Here is a 17,250-nt window from a genome sequence, read left to right on the forward strand (position 1 = left end):
GGGGTGCGCGCCGTCGAGCGCGTGGCCCTCTCCGACGCGTGATCGCGATCGCACCGTTCCGGCCGGCCCCGGGCCGGCAGATCGAGGGGAATGCCAAGTGATCCCGAAGCTGACCGATGATGTGGCGAAGTCCCCGACCGGGTTCGCGCGACTGTGGACCGCGCAGACGGTGTCCTCGCTCGGTGACGGGGTGACGCATGCCGGGTTGCCGCTGCTGGCATTGACCGTGACGCGGGATCCGATGGCGCTGGCCGCCGTCACGGCTGCCGGGACGCTGCCCTGGCTGCTGTTCGGAACGCTCGGCGGTGCGCTGGTGGACCGCTGGGACCGCCACCGCACCATGTGGGTCGCGGACGTGGCGCGCGCGGCGCTGCTCGCGATGGCCGCGGCAGCGGCCGCGCTGGACGTGCTGAGCACCGGGCTGCTCGCGGCCGTCGCTTTCCTGCTCGCCCTCGGTGGACTCTTCTTCGATACGGCCGCCACGGCGTACCTGCCCGATCTGCTCGGCCGCGACCCCGCACTCCTGCAACGCGCCAACTCCCGCCTGCGCGGCGCCCAGACCGCCGCGTCCGGCTTCGCGGGACCACCTGCGGGCAGTGCGTTGCTGGCGCTCGGGCGGGCGGTCCCGCTGCTCACCGATGCGGTGTCGTTCGCGCTCTCCGCCCTGCTCGTACGATCGCTGCCCACCGTGCCGCGGCCTGCAGCAGCCGCCAGCGAGTCACTGCTGCGCCAAGCCCGAGCCGGGGCCTCATACGTCTTCCGGGACCGGCTGCTGCTCGGGCTCGCGCTCCGCCCGGCGGTCGGGAACATCGCCTTCGTCGCTGTGGAGACCGTCCTGGCGCTCTTCGCGCACGAACGTCTCGGGATCGGCGCCTTCGGTTTCGGCCTGCTCCTCACCGCGGAGGCCACCGGTGGCCTGCTCGGCGCGGGCATCGCTTCCTTCCTCGGCCGACGACTCGGCACCGGCACCGCGTTGACCTGCACGGCCATGCTCGAAGGAGTGGCCGTCTTAGGGCTCGCCGCCGCCGCGAACCCCTACGTGGCCGGGCTTGCTCTCGCCGTCTGCGGGGCGGGCATGGGCGCCACGATGGTGCTCGCACCCTCGCTGCGGCAGGCGGTCGTCCCGGCCCGCCTGATGGGCCGGGTCACCTCCACTTCCCGCATGCTCGCCATGTGCGCGGCCCCGTTCGGCGCCGTGCTCGGTGGCTGGCTGGCCACCGCCTACGACCTGCGCACTCCGCTCTACACCGCCGGCGGCCTCCTCCTGGCCATGACCGCCGTCACGGCCACGATGACCAGCAACCGCCGAGTCGAGACGGCACTGCGCGACGCCGCCTCGGCCAGCGAGCCGGCTCCTCCACCGGTTCCCGCATGAGCCCCCGACCGCAGGCTGTTAGCCGGGCTGAATGCGCATTGATCGTCGATGTGCCATCTCCTTTTCCTGCCTCGAAGGAGTCACAACATTCCCTCCCTGGAACAGGTGAGCTTCGCCGGTGATGCGGCACGCTCGCCGGTCGTCTCTTTCCGCCGACACCGCGGGCGCTGACGCCGCTCCTCCCTCCAGCGCTCGACCTGCCGCTCGTCACGTTCGGTGGGGCGGATGCGAGCCCGGCCCATAGCAGCCGATGCTGGTGCTGGCCGGCTACGACGGCACCGGCCAGGCCCTTTACCGGTCGATCGTGCCCTGCCACCCCGCCCCGCCCGGTCGGCCGGGGACCACGACTACGTCCGCCTGATGTTCACCGACCTGGGGATGCGCGGCATGCACCGAGACTGGCGGCACGATGCGCGCGACAACTTCCGCACCTGGTGGGCCGAGCCCCGCGTCAACTCCGCGGGCCACGGCACCAACCGCTACCGCCGCCCCGTGGTCGGCGATCTCACGCTCGACTGCGACACCTGGAACAGCCCGGACGACAGCGGTCAGCGGCTCATGGTCCTCACCGCGGAACCGGGGACGCCGTCCGACGACGCACCTCGCATCCTGCTGTCCTGGGCGCCGCAGGACAGCCCTGCTCCGAGCCCCGGCGCCTAGTTCTTCGCGGTCACCGGTGGCAGACGGCTTCCAGAGTGACGCCGTCGGGGCCTTCCCAGAACGTGGCGTAGTAGGTGGGGCCGTACTGCGGGAACTCCTGGGGCTTGTGGAGCATGTTCGCACCCCGCTCGACCGCCCACTCGTGCAGGCGATCCACCTCCTCCCGGGTCTTCAGCATGAAAGCGAGATGCTGGAGACCTGGACGGTGGCGCGAGTAGTCGCCGTCCTCCAGTGCCGGATAGAAGAACAGGTACGTGCCTGGCTTCCCGCCGACCGGACGGTAGGAGAACTCGTCGTCGGTAGCGAAGAAGCTTTCGAAGCCGACCAGCGGCATGAACTCGTCGTAGTACGCCTTGGCTTGGCCAAGGTCCCGGACATTGACGCCAAGATGACCTAGGGGCATCTGGCGATCATAGGCACCGCGCAGTGGCGAGCGCCGGTCGCCATTTGCTCTTCCGAGCCGGACGGGCCAGCGGGATTGTCTCTGCCGAAAACCTCGTCCGGGCAGGCTAAGTGGGGCCGCCAACGAGGAAGCCAGATCACCAACGCCCCCCGTCGGCTCGTTGTCGGCTCGGCGGTTCCGAAACGGATCGGCACGCGGCGGCATGGAGCAGCACAAGGATGGGGCTTCATGCGGACAGTTCGACACAGAGCGACACAGGGAGTGCCGATCTGGTACGAGAGCTCCGGACTTTTAATCCGTAGGTTGTGGGTTCGAGTCCCACGCGACCCACCACTACTGACCAGGGCAAACGCGAGAACGCCCCGGTTTGTCCGCTGCCCTGGATGCCCTGCTTTGTTCCCCTGTTGGCTCGATGTTGGCTCGGCGGCTCGAGCCGGCCTCCGACCATCCCGCCCAGGCCCGAGAAGCGGTACCTCTAGGCCCCCACAACCACACGTGGGCCTTCCCGTCCTCGCCCGCCGACAGGCCGAACCGGCCGTCCCCGCTGAAGGCCAGGGCGTTCACCGGCTCGCCGTGCCCCTTCAGGGCCCGGGGCGCGCGGGGCCGGGGCACGGTGCGCGTCCGCTCCAGCGCGGCGGTGACCTCCGCGACGTCCGGCGCCGTCCGCCTGGCGGCCAGCAGCGCCTCCTCGGCGGCCTGCGGGTCACCGCGCTCCAGGTGCAGCAGGCCCAGCAGGTAATCCGGCTCCCATTCCCCGGGATGCGCCGCGCGGACCTCCTCCAGGTCGGCGACGACCTGTGCGTCGGTCCGCTCCCTGGTGCGCCAGAGGCCGCCCGACCACACAACAGGGTGCATCCCCGACGAGTGCGGGAGGAAGGGGTGGCCGAGGTTCGGGGCGGCTGCGGCGGCGCGGCCGCGTTGCGGCTCTACCGCACGGCGATGCCGGCGATCTGCGTTCGGACCGGGATGAAGCTGGAGCGGAACCGGAATTCGGTGATCTCCACCGAGGCGAAGCCGGCCGCGTGGACGGCGGCCGCGGTGTCGCGGTCGGTGTGACAGCCTTCGAAGGCCCACCGCCACGGTCGGCGTACCAGCCGTTGAACGCCTCGCACGGCGCCGTGCGGCGCGGCGACGTGCTCGATGAACGCGAACCGGCCGCCGGGCCGCAGGATGCGGTGGATCTCCCGGAGCACCTGCGCCGGGTCGTGGACGGTACAGAGCACCCAGGTGCCCACCACTGCGTCCACGCTCGCGTCCTCGAGGTCGATCGCCTCGCCCGGTACGGCGTGGATGGCCAGGTCGATGCCGTGGTCGGCGGCCGTGCGTTCCAGCCGTCGATGGAAGTACGGGTTGGGTTCGATGGCGTGCACGGTCGTCCCCGGCGGCAGGTAGCGCAGGTTCGGGCCGTTGCCGGCGCCGATCTCGGCGACGACGCCGCCCCTGGGGAAGACTTTCCTCTTGTGGCCGGCGAGCCGGTGGTCGGTGTAGCCGGTCGTGAGCGCGAAGAACGCCGAGTTCAGGCGCCCGCGTACGGGGTTGGGGCTCAGCGCCGGCAACGTGCTGGCATCGGGCATGTGCGCTCCTCGACGTCGATGCCGCCGGCAGGAAGGACGGCCGTACCGGCCATAAGTGCGGCGGCTCCTGCAGGATGCGGTGGCGCGTGGCGTTCTGTCAGGCGGGGAATTGCCCCAGGCTCTACCTGCATCGCTACCCCAACGGGACGCGCCGGGCCCACCAGGCGGCGATCTGACTGCGGGAGCGGACGCCGAGCCGTTGGCGGATCCGTTCGACGTGGCCTTCGGCGGAGCGTTCCTTGATTCCGAGGCGCCGCGCGATCTGGCGGTTGCTCAGCCCGTCCGCGACCAGCGCGGCGACTTGGAGCTGCCGCGCGGTGAGCACATCGTCCATGGGCGGCGGGATGCGCCGCTCCCCCGAGCCGGCGTTCTCGCCCAGGTGCTCCAGGACGGCGCGGACGATCGTCGCGGAGTCGCCGACCCACGGAAAGTGGCTGCGGCCGGGGAGCGTCATCAGCCGCGCGCCGGGGATCCGCGCGGCCAGGTCGCGCCCGAGCCGGTACGGGATCGCCCGGTCGCCGCTCCGGTGCAGCACTAGCGTCGGCGCGACCACCCTTTCCAGCTGGTCCTGCACGCACGCCTCGTAGCACTGCTCCAGCAACTCGCAGGCGAACTCCGCGGTGGCCGCGCCCCGCTGCAACCGCGCGAAGTGCGCCTTGGTGGCGGCGGTGGCGTCGGGCATGAAGATGTCGGTCAGCACGTCCGAGCCCAGCCCCCAGTGCGCGCGCACCATGCCGAGCACGGCCGCCCGGACCTGCGGGGAGGCGACCTGGCGGCCGTCGGCGTAGCCGCCGTAGACGACCAGCCGTCCGACGTGCTCCGGATGCCGTGCGGCGAAGACCAGCGACGCCGCCGCGGCCGTCGAGACGCCCAGCAGGTCGAAACGCTCCCGCCCCAGGTGGCCGGCCACCGTCCGCAGCACCTGGACGTCGGTGTCCACGGTCTGGCGGCACGGCCATGGGTCGGTCAGTCCGCAGCCGGGCTTGTCGTACAGCACCACCGTCCGCCGCGCGGCCAGGGGAACCAGGAAGGCGCGGACGGCCGGGTCCTGCCATGACAGCTCGAGGTGGCTGATCCAGCCGGGTGGGAGGATCAGCAGGGGCCCGTCGCCGACCGTGCCGTACGCGATCCGCGTCCCGCCCTCGGCGGCGCAGAAGCGGACCTCGAGGCGCGGCTCGTGGCCACCGGTCGGCTCGCCGTTCACCACCTCGGCCCCCACGCCATCCTCGAAACGGGCCGGCGTCCGAGCCGACCCCCATCAACCTCGCACAGCGCTGTGCCCTACCGCCAGCGGGCGAGCCGTCCGGGTACCGGTGTGATCGCGGCACAGGGCGCTGCGGACGCGAGCTTCGCCGATATCCCGATGCACCCAGTACGGCCAGGACAAGATCGCCTGGTTCCCCCTGCCGGGCTCTCGGCGAACGGAACGGTCGAGGAGGGCCAGACGGTCGGCGAGGACGGCCGCCTGCGCGCGGATCCCCGGGATGGCCGTGGTCTCGTAGCGGCCTCCGCGCAGGGGCGGTCCGAGGGTGAACAGGTCGCCGTGCGGGTGCCCCGCCGCGTCCCGGACGGCGCCGCCCGCGTCGGCGTCCAGTCCGAGGCCGAGGGGTCCGGGACGGGTGATTCCCGCGGTGACGAGGCCGGACAGGAACGTCTCGGCCGCCGGCCCGGCCGCGGGTTCCGTCCCGTTGATCAGTCAGCCGACCTGCAGCTCCCCGGCCTCTCCGGCGTCCGCCCCGATCCGCACGGCGAGCCGGTCCCGCCCGTCGGCCCGGACGTCGTCGATGCGGCCGCGCAGGACGCGGAGACACCCACCCGCGCAGCGCGTCGATCCGGGCGGCCGAGGCGGGCGGGATCCGGTGGCGGTGCACCTCCCAATGCCGGGCGACGAGATCGAGGAAGCGCCGCCGGTCGGCTTCCGAAAGCCGTCCCCACAAGGCCGGGACGTGCGGCCGGACGGCGTCGACGAAGCCGTGCCACTCCCCGCCGTTGCCGCGGACGCCGAGCCTGCTCCAGCGCAGCAGCTCGCGCAGGCTCATCGGTTCGGCCGGCAGCACGATCCCGGCCTCGGGCGGGCGCGGCGGCGGATGGTGCGGCCGCGGCAGCAGCCCCTGCCGGGAAACGGCGTAGACGACGCGGTCCGCGGTAGAAGTCCGGCATCGGGTGCAGCAACCGCTGACCGGGGGTGACCTGCTCTACAACGACGATGATGTGGTGCCCCGCCGGTGGTTCCGTGCGCCCTGAGAGGGAGTTTCGTCCTGTATCGGTGGTGTCAAGTGTCCCGCCAGGTGACAGTGGCCTCGCCGGTGTGACGGCGGGTCATCAGGTTGCTCATCGCGACGTGGATCATGGCTTCGGATCGGGTCGGCAAGGTTTCGTAGTCGCGGGCGCTGGTCCACAGCGCGTAGTTCAGCACCTGGCTGCCGTCCAGGCTGCAGAAAAAGTGCGCGGCGATCATCCCGTCGGCGGGCGGCACGCCCGCCCCGGCACTGAACAGATCGTCGATCAGCGCCCGGGCACGGCGGCCATCCGCACCGGTTAAGCAGACAGGTCGGACCTTCGGCGTCCGCTCCGGGCTGCGTACCGTCACCATGGCGGGGGTCGGCGGCCGTGAGCGTGTGGTGGCCCGGGGATCTCGGTTTCCTGTCATTCACAGCACTGGACGTGGGCAGGGGCGAGGGATACAAGGCGCCGCCGGCTCACTCAGCGATCGCCGGGCTGCGGATCCTCCGGATCAGGGCAGCGGCACCGCCCGCCCCCCGCACGTCCCGAGCAGTCCGAGGCACCCGGCACCGTACCGCCGGACCCGCGCGGTGACCTTGACGACCCCTGAGATCGACCGCACTGTTCTCCCTGGGGATCGGATGGGCGAGGGGGCATTGTGGCCTGGCAGTTGGACATCCACACCATCGACGTGAACGCCGGCGAGAGCAGCTTGATCATCGCCGATGATACGTCGGTCCCGGGCAGCCGCAGGTCGCTGTTGATCGACGAAGGACTGGACCGCTATGCCGAGACCGTGCACGACAAGATCGTGACGGAGCTGCCGCTGGGCGGGCCGGACTACATCCTGGTCACCCACTACGACATCGACCACTCCGCCGGTATCACCAACCTGCTCTACGCCGACAACCTGTCGAATCTCGTCACGGCCGTCGCGCCGGTTCCGCAGGCCGTGGCGGCCGCACACGCGGCGCAGAGCCGTGCCCCTGCCGGAAACCTCGTCCGTGCAGGTCAAGCTGTATGCCGGTACTCGTTGAGGATCCCGCCCAGCCGTTGCCTTCTTCGGACATTCAGGTGGGCGATCTGGTCTGGTTCGCTGATCGGCGGAGGCAGCGGCTTCAACGGGCGGGCGTTGGCGATGCCCTGATGCGGGCGATGCTGGTTGTAGAAGGTCTCGAACTCGCGGAGGGCGTAGGGCAGGTGCCGCTGGTTCCAGATCAACGTGCGGTCCAGGAGTTCGCGGCGGGACGTCTGCACCCACCGCTCCATCACCGCGTTCATCCTCGGCATCCTCACCCCGGTCAGCACCGCCCGAACGCCGGCATCGGCCAGGACCGCGTCGAACAGCTCAGGGAACTTGCCGTCGCCGTCGCGGATTAGCAACCGTGCCCGGCAACCGGCGTCTTCCAAGTCCATGACCAGGTTCCGGACCGCCTGGGTCACCCACGACGCGGTCGGGTGAGCAGTGGCGCCCAGAACCCGGATGCTGCGGCTGTGGTGCTCGATGACCGCCAGCACGTACATGCGGTCGCCGGTGAGGGCCACGGTCTCCAGACAGTCACACGCCAGCAGCACTTCGGCTTGGGAGCGCAGAAAGCCAGCCCAGGTGACGGCGGAACGCTCCGGTGCCGGATCAACGCCGGCATCGTTGAGGATCTCCCAGACGGTAGAGGCGGCGACCTTGACGCCGAGCACCAGCAACTCACCGTGCACTCGCCGGTAGCCCCAGCTCGGGTTCTCCCTCACCAGGCGAAGTACCAGCAGCCGGATGGAACGCACAGTCGGCGGGCGGCCCGGCCGCTTGGGTTTGGACCGGGCGGCATGCCGGGCCGCGATCAAATCCCGGTGCCAGCGCAAGACCGTGTCCGGCCGAACCAGCAGCCGCATCCGCCGCAGCACACCGGAAGGCAACCGGCGCAGCAGCGCCGCGAGCAGCGCCCGGTCCGCCGCAGTGAACCGCACCCGCTTTCCGGCAAGCCGGCGCGCCAGCACGGCGATGTGATGCCGCAGCACCAAGATTTCGGCGTCCTTCTCCCGTTCGGTCATCGGAAGCAAACGCAGCACCCCAAACGCGTTCGCCGCGGTCAAGTAGGCCGGTCGCAAGAACACCAGCCGCCCACCATCCCGCGGCAACCACCTCGCCGCGGCCTGCCCTTGAGACTGATCAAGCCCCACGTCGGAGCCCACGCCCTATACGTCTCATCTGCACGGACTTAGAGCGTGTCTCACGTGGGTTGCGTGTTCTGCGGGATAATGCGGGATCGTGTTGTCGGATCTTGCGTTGCGTCTGGTGCCGGATGAGTTGTGGGAGCTTGCTGAGCCGCTGATACCGGCGTTCAGGCCGCGGCGGCAGGGTGGCGGGACGGCGGCGGTGGATGATCGGGCGGTGTTCACCGCGATCGTGTACGTGCTGACCAGCGGGTGTGCGTGGCGGCATCTGCCTGCGGAGTTCGGTGTCAGTGTGCCGACCGCGCATCGCCGGTTCACCGCCTGGACGCGAGCGGGGTTGTGGCCGCGGCTGCATCGCGCGGTGCTGGACGAGTTGGGTGCGCGGGGGCAGGTGGACTGGGCGTCGGCGATCGTGGACGCCGCGGCTGTCCGCGCGAAAAGGGGGGCACGCTGACCGGCCCCAATCCGGTCGATCGAGGCAAGAAGGGCAGCAAACTCCACGTACTGTCCGACGCCGCCGGGCTGCCGCTGGTGGTCGCGGTGTCGGCGGCCAACGTCCACGACAGCCAGGCACTCAAGCCGCTGCTGATGGCATTGCCGGCGATCCGGTCCCGGCGGGGACCGCGCCGGCGCAGGCCGGTCGAAGTCCGCGCTGATGAGGCTTACAACTCCGCCGAGCATCTGGCCTGGCTGCGCAGACGCGGGATCGTCCCGCGGATCGCCCGAGCGGGCGTCGAATCGAGCGAACGCCTGGGCCGCCACCGCTGGATGATCGAACGGACGCTGGCCTGGCTGTTCGGCTACCGGCGTCTGACCGTCCGCTACGAACGCCACGGCCACCTGTTCAATGCCTTCCTCGCCCTCGCCGCCGCCATCACCTGCTACAAGAAGCTCGCAAAACTACCCACGTGAGACACACTCTTAGTTTTCGGCAGGCACAGGGCTATCTGTCACTGGCGCGTTTCGTCGATCTCTGCGACAAGGTGCCGGGCATGGTCGGGGAGGCATGCTCGTAGGTGGGCGTAGTGGCTGAGCGGGGCGGGTGAGGTGGAGCCATGAGGAGTCGACACCGTCCGTACAATGGCCGGATGCGTCCGAAGATCTCTGTCCAGGGCCTGCTCGCGCTGGTCACGCTGGTCGGCATCGCAGCGGATCAGATCACGAAGGCGCTGGCGGTTGCGGACCTGGAGGGAAAGGCTCCGAGGCACATTCTCGGCGACGGCCTGACCCTCGACGTCTACCGCAACTCAGGCGCGGCCTTCTCCTTCGCCCCGATGGCCACCTTGTTGTTCTCCGCGATTGCAGTCAGCGTCGCCGTCGTCATCGCCCGCCAGGCCTCAACCCTGCGTTCGAGCGCCTGGGCCGTGGCGCTTGGCCTGATCCTCGCAGGTGCCGTCGGCAACCTCATCGACCGCCTGCTCCGCGCTCCCGGCGCAGGCCGCGGCGCAGTGGTCGACTTCATCGACGTACGCTACTTCGCCACCTTCAACGCCGCGGACAGTTGCATCACAGCCGGGGCAATCCTCGCTGTGCTCCTGAGTTGGCGCGGCATCGTGATGTCGGATCAGACGACGCGCGCCGAGAAGGAGACCCTCACAGGTTGATCACCACGTAGCGGACACTGCGCCTGCCGGAAACTCCATCCGTACTGGTCAGACAGGGGCGCCGATGAGCAAGTCACGAGACCCCGCCAACGGTCCATGTCGGCTCGTTGTCGGCTCGGCGGTTCCGAACCGGATCGGCACGCGGCGGCACCGTACGGCACGAGAATCGGGCTCAATGCAGACGGATCAACACAGGCCGACACTGAGCAGGTCGCCTATTAATCCGCAGAGTGTCGAGCTGCTGGGATCCGCCCACCGGCATCCGTGTTCATCCAGGTGAGAGGCGGCCTTGTCCGTCGGTCCACTCCATCGACACGAACCAAGGGCGTCTGACGCTGCAGCGGCCTCTGCCGCCGAATATGATCTTGTTCGTCGTTGAGCACCTCCCATGTCGCGGGAGCCGCAGGGAGCCAATTGGGGAGCCAACGTTGGTGGACTCCCCAAGACCCGCCGCGACTCCCCCAGGGTTTTCCTGCAGGTGAGAGGCTCCCCGATCGACTTCCATCGACCTTGATCGACTGGTCTGCCGTGCCTGGGGTCAAGAGCTACTGACCACCAAGACCGCCCTTGACACCGATTGCGACTACCAGCTTGGTTCCGTCAGTCGCCGTCCCATCAGCTGATGCCCCAGTCACGTGAAGGCTTGAGTTCGCCAACGGAGTCTGCGTCTCCTTCACCGTCTCGGTCACTACCGCCCTGGCATTGACTAACAACAATCTTCGGGTAGCGCCTGGCCAGGCCAGCAGGGCCGCTTATCGATGATGCGCGACGTCGAATACGCCCTGCCAGGCTGAAGTTCCACCGCATCGTAGGCCCCCTGAAGTGACGTGCCCATCGATATGCCCTGCGATCCACCGACGGCCGGCAGCCCGTGGCGTGGCGTCCGGCGTCGCGCCGGTGACGGCCTCACCGTCGCGGACCACGCCGGTGAACCCGATCAGCTCAAGCAGCCGAGCGCCGGGTGCCCGCGGCGAGGCAAGCTTCGGCGGCTGGTGCAGGGTGCGGCCGTCGCTCCCGGGCGGCGCGGCCCAGTCTCCTCGATTACCGTATTTGAGAGATTTCTCCCGCCATGACCCTTTACGTCGTAGATCAACTTTACCTTGACGACACACTCGGATAGTTACCGATAGTCAAGGTTTCATTACTTTCTGCAGTGGCATGCTTGGGTCGGGTCGTCAAGAGCGCTGGTCATCCGAGCGCGGCGACGCTGGACCGTTAGGGCCCTGTCCCCTAACGATCGTGACGTTTCTCAAGGGATCGAGGAGGAGTTCATTGGCAAAGATCATGATCGGTAAGTACGAGGGGTCGATCTACGAGGAAGGTGACGGGTGGACCGGCGCCATCTCGCTCGGCTTCGCCTCGAACGGTAAGCGCAAGCGGCTCAAGCGGAAGGGGAGGACCAAGACCGAGGTCCGCGACAAGCTCATCAGGGCAGCGAAGGAGCTCGAGGCCGGAGTCAAGGCTCCCGCGAACTACACGGTGGCCGACGCGGTCGAGGACTGGCTGGCCAGGGGGCTCAAGGGCCGCGATGCCGGCACGGTCACGACCAACCGCATCCTCGCCGACAAGCACGTCATCCCGCTCATCGGCAAGGCGAAGCTCAAGGAGCTGCGCGCCGACGACGTCGACGAGTGGCTCGACAGCCTCAAGGACAGGCTGTCCACACGCACCCTGCAGGGCATCCACGCGATCCTCAAGCGCTCAATCCGGCAGGCGCAGGCACGGGACCGGGTCACGCGGAACGTGGCCGAGCTCGTCACGACACCCAAGGGGACGACCGGGCGCCCAAGCAAGGCGCTCACACTCCCCCAGGCCATGGCCGTCCTCGAGGCAGCCAAGTCATCCCGGTTGCACGCGTACGTGGTGCTCAGCCTCATGGCCGGAATCCGCACCGAAGAGGCGCGGGCTCTTCAGTGGAATCACGTTGTCGCCTGGGACGAGGAGGCGGACGCCTGGCGGCCTGTCTGCGAGGCCGGCTTCGAACACGACAGGTTCGCTCTCTACGTCTGGCGGTCGGTGCGAAAGCACGGTGACACCAAGACCAAGAAGTCTCGCCGGACGCTCGAGCTGCCCGCGCAGGCCGCAGAGGCCCTGCGAAAGCACCACACGCGGCAGGCCGTCCAGCGGCTCAAAACGGAACTCTGGGAGGACAACAACCTGGTCTTCTGCACAGGGATCGGGACGCCGCTGGACGCCGCCAATGTGCGGCGCGGCTTCCGACTGATCACCTCAAAGGCAGGTATCGGGGAAGACTGGACTCCCCGAGAGCTCCGTCACTCGTTCGTCTCGATCATGAGTGACAGCGGGGTGCCTCTGGAGACGATCGCCGATCTGGTCGGGCACGCGGGGACGGCCGTGACCGAGAAGGTGTACCGGCACCAGCTCAGGCCGGTCATCACGCAGGGAGCCGAGGCCATGAACACGGTCTTCGGTCGGAGCCGGTCGGCATAGGTCTGGGAGCGGTGGCTCCCCGTTTGGCTCCCGGACGGCCCCGAAGATCGAAAAAGGTCCCGGAGTGATCTCCGAGACCCTTGCTGACCTGCTAAAACGGGGTGGGCGATACTGGGTTCGAACCAGTGACCTCTTCGGTGTGAACGAAGCGCTCTCCCACTGAGCTAATCGCCCCGGTGGAACGTCGTGTGGGGTGTTCCGACGACGGAAACTCTAGCGCATGTCGCGGGGTGCTCGCTCATCGAGCGTGGGCGTGGGCGGTCTCGCGGCCGCCCGGGTGGCGGTGGCGCCAGACGAGGAAGACGGCGGTGGCGAGCAGGGTCCAGGCGGCCAGGGTGACGAACGGCAGGACGTGCTGGTGGCCGTGGAAGTAGATCGCGGTGTGCTGGGCGTTGACGGACGCGCCGGGCGGGAGCCAGCGGCCGATCAGGCCGAGGGGGGACGGCAGGAGGGGCCAGGAGACGGCGCCGCCGGAGGACGGGTTGCCGATCAGGACCATCAGGCCCCAGGTGGGGATCATGGCCCAGCGGCCGACGAGGGTGTTGAACATCGTGAAGACCATGCCGCTGGTGAACATGGTGAGGGCGCAGATGCCCCAGGACTCGCGGAACGGCAGGTCGAGGACGCCGAGGAGCCAGTCGACGACGGCGCAGATGGCGAAGCCGCCGAGGACGGCGTAGGCGGCGGTGAAGAAGATGCGCTCGCCGGCGTTGAGGGCGCGGGCGTGCACGCTGAGCTGGATGGCGCCGACGAAGCCGATGATCACCGAGGCGAGGGAGATGTAGAAGATCGCCAGGCCCTGGGGATCGGTGGGCTGGAGCGGTTTGATGTCGCGGACGGTCAGGGGGACGCCGGACGTGCGGCCGGCGATGGGGGCGGCCTGGGTGAGCAGGCGGGAGACGGAGGCGCCGGCGGCGGCCGCGACGTCGAGCTGGGCGCGGTCCCCCTGGAGGAGCAGGATGGCGAAGGCGCGCTGCTCCTCGACGGCGTGGCGGGCGGCCCGGTCGGTGGCGTAGCGGCGGACGGACAGCGAGGTGTCCAGGCCGGCGTCCAGGGCGCGGACGAGCTGGGCGGACTCCCCGTGGCCGGTGACGGCCACGGGGACGTGGCGGGGCGCGGGGTTCGCCATCGCGTAGCAGTAGGAGCCGGCGAACAGCCCCGCGGCGGCACCCAGGATCAGCAGCAGGACGACGGCGGGCAGGAACGGGGACTCCCGGAAGGCCGTCCAGTGCTCGCGGGCCGTGCGGTGACGGGCGTGATCCATGTGATCACGCTAGGTGATGGGCGGTCAGTTCCAGAAGGTGAGGTCCTCGACGTTCCACGGCAGGTCGAAGCCGTAGGCGACGAGGTAGCCGACGACGAGGGCGCCGGCGAGCACTCCCCCGGTGGCGCCGAGGACGGTGTTGCGGCGGCGCGTGCGGGGGTCGAGGGCCTTCTCCTTGGCGCGTTCGGCGGCGGCCTTGGCGCGGCGCAGGGCCGTCTGGGCCCAGGCGAACTCGGTGGCGAGGATGGCCAGCCCGAGGACGATCCCGACGATGCCGGGGCCCGGGGTGACCATCATGACGAGGCCGCCGACGAGGACGGTCGCGCCGACGGCGAAGACGCCCGCGCGCCAGGCCGTGTTGAGGATCGGGTTGCGCCGCAGGGACTCGCGGAAGCGCTTCAGGAGGCCGGGTTCGCCCGGTGGAGCATCCTTTTCGTCATTAATTGTCACGCTTTTACCCTAAGCCAGAGGATCGCCGCCCCACACCCGCGAGCCTACCCGGCCGCGGCCGCCGCCGGCGGGCGGGCGATCTTTGGTGAAGATCGGCTTTTACGCAGGTCAGAAGCTGGTTTTGGACACGTGAGATGGATCACAATGAGCGGGGGCCGTGGAATGTCGGACCGCGCCCCGGCAGTTAGGCGTCATAGATCGGGGGGACATCCGGGAGAGGGAGAAGCGCTCACCGGAGCACCCCGCGAGCCAGCGGGACCGACGTAAGAGGGAATGGCCATGAACAGCAGTACCACCGTCTCAGCAGAGCTGGGCCTTCGTCTCGTCGTCCCCGACCGCACGAGCGTTCCCCTGCTCGCCGGGCTGGAGTACGCGGCCGACGACCCGTACGCGATCCGGATGGCCTTCTACGTGGGCGACGACGAGCCGGTGGAGTGGATCTTCGCGCGCGAGCTGCTCACCGTGGGGATCGTGCGCAAGGTCGGGGACGGCGACGTCGAGGTCTGGCCGGCCCGCGACGACGGCACGCTGAACATCGCGCTGTCGTCGCCGTTCGGCAACGCGCTGTTCGAGGTGCCGCTCCCTCCCCTGGCCGACTTCCTGCACCGCACCTACCAGGCGGTCCCGGCCGGCGAGGAGAGCGAGTTCATCGACATCGACGACGAGCTGGAGAACCTGCTCTGGCCGTCGTGATCACTGCGACAGCCGGGCGATGTGGCGCATCTTGTTCATCGCGTCCAGCGCGGCGACCTTGTAGGACTCGGCCAGCGTCGGGTAGTTGAACACCGCGTTGACCAGGTAGTCCACGGTGCCGCCCAGCCCCATGACGGTCTGCCCGATGTGGACCAGCTCGGTCGCCCCGGTGCCGAAAACGTGCACGCCGAGCAGCTTGCGGTCGTCCGGTGAGACCAGCAGTTTGAGCATCCCGTAGGAATCGCCGATGATCTGGCCGCGGGCCAGCTCCCGGTAGCGCGACACCCCCACCTCGAAGGGCACCTTGGCCTCGGTCAGCTCGTCCTCGGTGCGGCCGACGAAGCTGATCTCCGGGATGGTGTAGATCCCGATCGGCTGCACCTCGATGATGTCGGACACCGGCTCGCCGCAGGCGTGGTGCGCGGCCAGCCGGCCCTGCTCCATCGAGGTGGCGGCCAGGGACGGGAAGCCGATCACGTCGCCGACCGCGTAGATGTGCGGGACCTCGGTGCGGTAGTGCTCGTCCACCTCGATCCGGCCGCGGCGGTCGGCGGCCAGGCCGGCCGCCTCCAGCCCCAGGCCGTCGGTCATGCCCTGGCGCCCGGCGGAGTACATCACGGTGTCGGCGGGGATGCGCTTGCCGCTCTCCAGGACGGTGATCGCGCCACGCGCCATCCGCTCGACGGACGCGACGGTCTCGCCGAACCGGAAGGTGACCGCGAGGTCGCGCAGGTGGTACTTCAGGGCCTCGATGATCTCCAGGTCGCAGAACTCCAGCATCCGCTCGCGCCGCTCGACCACGGTGACCTTGGTGCCGAGCGCGGCGAACATCGAGGCGTACTCGATGCCGATCACCCCGGCGCCGACCACGACCATCGTCTCGGGGACGTGGTCCATGTGGATGATGCCGTCCGAGTCGATGATCGTCCGGTCGTCGAAGGCGACGGTGTCCGGGCGCGCGGGACGGGTGCCCGTCGCGATCACGATCTTGTCGGCGGTGACCTTCTGCTCCCGCCCGGCCGGCTCCCGGCCGCCGGAGACGGCGACCGCGTTCGGCTCGACGAACCGGCCGATGCCCGCCAGCACGGTGACGTGGTTGCGGGCCAGCTGGCTGCGGATCACGTCGGTCTCGCGGCCGATGACGTGCTGGGTGCGCATCCCGAGGTCGGCGACCGTGATGTCGTCCTTGACCCGGTAGCTCTGGCCGTACAGCTCGCGCTGGTTGAGGCCGGTGAGGTACAGCACGGCCTCGCGGAGCGTCTTGGACGGGATCGTCCCGGTGTTGATGCAGACCCCGCCGATCATCTCGCGGCGATCGACGATGGCCACCTTCCGGCCGAGCTTGGCGGCGGCGATGGCCGCGCGCTGCCCGCCGGGCCCCGAGCCGAGGACGAGGAGATCGAAGTCGTTCACGCCCCCAGTCTGACCGGGGCGTGCGGCCGGCATAAGGGGTTCCGGCGGACGAATCATGATCTTCGCGGCCTACCCTGGCCGTCGAGCGGGCACAGGTGGGTCATGAGCAGGGGCAGGGGTAGGTCATGAGCATGCGGATGCTGGGGATCGACATCGGCGGGTCCGGGATCAAGGGCGCGCCGGTCGACGTGTCCACGGGCGGGTTCACGGCGGAGCGGTACCGGGTCGCGACGCCGCACCCGTCGAAGCCGGACGCGGTGGTGAAGGTGCTCGCCGAGGTGGTGGAGCACTTCGAGTGGGAGGGGCCGGTCGGCGTCACCTATCCGGGCGTGGTGATCGACGGGGTGACGCTGTCGGCCGCCAACGTCTCCAAGCACTGGATCGGGCTGGACGCCGCGTCGCTGATCGCGGACGCGACGGGCCGGGAGATCACGCTGCTGAACGACGCGGACGCGGCCGGGGTCGCGGAGATGCGGCTCGGCGCGGGCCGGGGCCGCAAGGGCACGGTGGTGGTGCTGACGCTGGGGACCGGCATCGGCAGCGCCCTGTTCACCGACGGGGTGCTGGTGCCGAACACCGAGTTCGGGCACATCCAGATCAACGGCAGGGACGCCGAGGTCCGGGCGTCGGCGAAGGCCCGCGAGGAGCACGATCTCAGCTGGGAGAAGTGGGCGCGGCGGCTGAGCGAGTACATGGCGCACCTGGAGGCGCTGATCTCCCCGTCGCTGATCATCGTGGGCGGCGGGGTGAGCAAGAAGGCCGACCGGTTCGTCCCGCTGATCGAGGGCGTGCGGGCGCCGATCGTGCCGGCGCGGCTGGTGAACAACGCGGGGATCGTGGGGGCGGCGATGGCGGCGGCCGCGGCGCACCCCGCGGAGGTCGCCGGGCCGGGCCCGCACGAGGTGCGCGAGGCGGGCACGACCGGCGGGCGGCAGCGCGAGGGCGGGACGGCCGAGGCCGCCCGCTGACCC

Annotated in this window: 16 protein-coding genes and 1 tRNA gene; 7 read left to right on the forward strand and 10 right to left on the reverse strand. The window is 69.7% G+C overall.

Translation table 11 applies throughout. The annotated features are described in order from the left end of the window. Positions 1 to 97: 97 nt before the first annotated feature. The gene (locus QP089_RS24270; RefSeq protein WP_285914210.1) at positions 98 to 1,375 is read left to right on the forward strand and encodes an MFS transporter; all 1,278 of its coding nucleotides are present in this window, start codon (positions 98 to 100) and stop codon (positions 1,373 to 1,375) included. A 360-nt stretch (positions 1,376 to 1,735) separates the two neighbouring features. Beyond that, complete coding sequence (locus tag QP089_RS24275) at positions 1,736 to 2,035, forward strand: MmyB family transcriptional regulator (RefSeq protein WP_285914211.1); 300 nt, start codon at positions 1,736 to 1,738, stop codon at positions 2,033 to 2,035. Positions 2,036 to 2,045: 10 nt separating this feature from the next. Here QP089_RS24275 and QP089_RS24280 read toward each other — a convergent pair whose 3' ends face one another. From QP089_RS24280 to QP089_RS24305, 6 genes are all read right to left on the reverse strand, one after another. Then, a complete protein-coding gene (locus tag QP089_RS24280) occupies positions 2,046 to 2,438 on the reverse strand; it encodes a VOC family protein (RefSeq protein WP_285914212.1) in 393 nt (130 codons plus the stop codon). Positions 2,439 to 2,771: 333 nt separating this feature from the next. Beyond that, positions 2,772 to 3,293 (reverse strand): WD40 repeat domain-containing protein, encoded by a 522-nt coding sequence (locus QP089_RS24285; RefSeq protein ID WP_285914213.1) that lies wholly within the window; start codon positions 3,291 to 3,293, stop codon positions 2,772 to 2,774. Positions 3,294 to 3,364: 71 nt separating this feature from the next. Continuing rightward, positions 3,365 to 4,012, reverse strand: a complete 648-nt coding sequence (locus QP089_RS24290; RefSeq protein WP_285914214.1) for a class I SAM-dependent methyltransferase — start codon at positions 4,010 to 4,012, stop codon at positions 3,365 to 3,367. A gap of 133 nt (positions 4,013 to 4,145) precedes the next feature. Further along, positions 4,146 to 5,231, reverse strand: coding sequence for an alpha/beta fold hydrolase (locus QP089_RS24295; RefSeq protein ID WP_285914215.1), 1,086 nt, complete (start codon positions 5,229 to 5,231; stop codon positions 4,146 to 4,148). Positions 5,232 to 6,284: 1,053 nt separating this feature from the next. Next, positions 6,285 to 6,605 carry a hypothetical protein gene (locus QP089_RS49050; protein ID WP_446474081.1) on the reverse strand — a complete coding sequence of 107 codons (321 nt, stop codon included), beginning with the start codon at positions 6,603 to 6,605 and terminating at the stop codon, positions 6,285 to 6,287. 641 nt (positions 6,606 to 7,246) lie between these two features. Next, the gene (locus tag QP089_RS24305; RefSeq protein ID WP_285914216.1) at positions 7,247 to 8,422 is read right to left on the reverse strand and encodes an integrase core domain-containing protein; all 1,176 of its coding nucleotides are present in this window, start codon (positions 8,420 to 8,422) and stop codon (positions 7,247 to 7,249) included. A 76-nt stretch (positions 8,423 to 8,498) separates the two neighbouring features. On the opposite strand from QP089_RS24305, the gene QP089_RS24310 reads away from it, so the two are divergent. The 3 genes from QP089_RS24310 (at position 8,499) to QP089_RS24320 (ending at position 12,459) form a co-directional block, all read left to right on the forward strand. Next, a protein-coding gene (locus QP089_RS24310; protein WP_446474082.1) for an IS5 family transposase occupies positions 8,499 to 9,316 on the forward strand; the annotation gives its coding sequence in 2 pieces (ribosomal slippage) (positions 8,499 to 8,846 and positions 8,849 to 9,316; 816 coding nt in all). 176 nt (positions 9,317 to 9,492) lie between these two features. Next, positions 9,493 to 10,008 (forward strand): signal peptidase II, encoded by a 516-nt coding sequence (gene lspA, locus QP089_RS24315; RefSeq protein WP_285914218.1) that lies wholly within the window; start codon positions 9,493 to 9,495, stop codon positions 10,006 to 10,008. A gap of 1,239 nt (positions 10,009 to 11,247) precedes the next feature. After that, positions 11,248 to 12,459: a site-specific integrase gene (locus QP089_RS24320; RefSeq protein ID WP_285914219.1), complete on the forward strand. Its 1,212-nt coding sequence runs from the start codon at positions 11,248 to 11,250 to the stop codon at positions 12,457 to 12,459. 102 nt (positions 12,460 to 12,561) lie between these two features. Here the strand turns inward: QP089_RS24320 and QP089_RS24325 are convergent. From QP089_RS24325 to QP089_RS24335, 3 genes are all read right to left on the reverse strand, one after another. Beyond that, positions 12,562 to 12,633 (reverse strand) — tRNA-Val (locus QP089_RS24325). Between the two features lie 64 nt (positions 12,634 to 12,697). Then, positions 12,698 to 13,723: an ABC-2 transporter permease gene (locus QP089_RS24330; RefSeq protein ID WP_285914222.1), complete on the reverse strand. Its 1,026-nt coding sequence runs from the start codon at positions 13,721 to 13,723 to the stop codon at positions 12,698 to 12,700. Positions 13,724 to 13,747: 24 nt separating this feature from the next. Further along, a complete protein-coding gene (locus QP089_RS24335; protein WP_285914223.1) occupies positions 13,748 to 14,173 on the reverse strand; it encodes a PGPGW domain-containing protein in 426 nt (141 codons plus the stop codon). 279 nt (positions 14,174 to 14,452) lie between these two features. Between QP089_RS24335 and QP089_RS24340 the strand changes: the two genes are divergently transcribed. Next, complete coding sequence (locus tag QP089_RS24340) at positions 14,453 to 14,866, forward strand: SsgA family sporulation/cell division regulator (RefSeq protein WP_151541842.1); 414 nt, start codon at positions 14,453 to 14,455, stop codon at positions 14,864 to 14,866. On the opposite strand, the gene sthA is transcribed toward QP089_RS24340, so the two are convergent. Beyond that, entirely contained in the window at positions 14,867 to 16,279 is a 1,413-nt protein-coding gene (gene sthA, locus QP089_RS24345; RefSeq protein ID WP_285914224.1) for a Si-specific NAD(P)(+) transhydrogenase, read from the reverse strand. A gap of 131 nt (positions 16,280 to 16,410) precedes the next feature. Here sthA and ppgK point away from each other — a divergent pair, with 131 nt between their 5' ends. Then, on the forward strand, positions 16,411 to 17,247 hold the full coding sequence (gene ppgK, locus QP089_RS24350) for a polyphosphate--glucose phosphotransferase (RefSeq protein ID WP_285914518.1): 837 nt from the start codon (positions 16,411 to 16,413) through the stop codon (positions 17,245 to 17,247). Positions 17,248 to 17,250 lie beyond the last annotated feature (3 nt).

This window comes from Actinomadura opuntiae, assembly GCF_030283205.1.
In the GTDB taxonomy this organism is placed as follows: Bacteria; Actinomycetota; Actinomycetes; order Streptosporangiales; family Streptosporangiaceae; genus Spirillospora.

Coding starts and splice junctions, on each gene's coding strand:
- QP089_RS24340 (WP_151541842.1), top strand. CDS start 14,453: ATGAACAGCAGTACCACCGTCTCAGCAGAGCTGGGCCTTCGTCTCGTC.
- QP089_RS49050 (WP_446474081.1), bottom strand. CDS start 6,605: ATGGTGACGGTACGCAGCCCGGAGCGGACGCCGAAGGTCCGACCTGTC.
- QP089_RS24285 (WP_285914213.1), bottom strand. CDS start 3,293: ATGCACCCTGTTGTGTGGTCGGGCGGCCTCTGGCGCACCAGGGAGCGG.
- lspA (WP_285914218.1), top strand. CDS start 9,493: ATGCGTCCGAAGATCTCTGTCCAGGGCCTGCTCGCGCTGGTCACGCTG.
- ppgK (WP_285914518.1), top strand. CDS start 16,411: ATGCGGATGCTGGGGATCGACATCGGCGGGTCCGGGATCAAGGGCGCG.
- QP089_RS24280 (WP_285914212.1), bottom strand. CDS start 2,438: ATGCCCCTAGGTCATCTTGGCGTCAATGTCCGGGACCTTGGCCAAGCC.
- QP089_RS24290 (WP_285914214.1), bottom strand. CDS start 4,012: ATGCCCGATGCCAGCACGTTGCCGGCGCTGAGCCCCAACCCCGTACGC.
- QP089_RS24330 (WP_285914222.1), bottom strand. CDS start 13,723: ATGGATCACGCCCGTCACCGCACGGCCCGCGAGCACTGGACGGCCTTC.
- QP089_RS24275 (WP_285914211.1), top strand. CDS start 1,736: ATGTTCACCGACCTGGGGATGCGCGGCATGCACCGAGACTGGCGGCAC.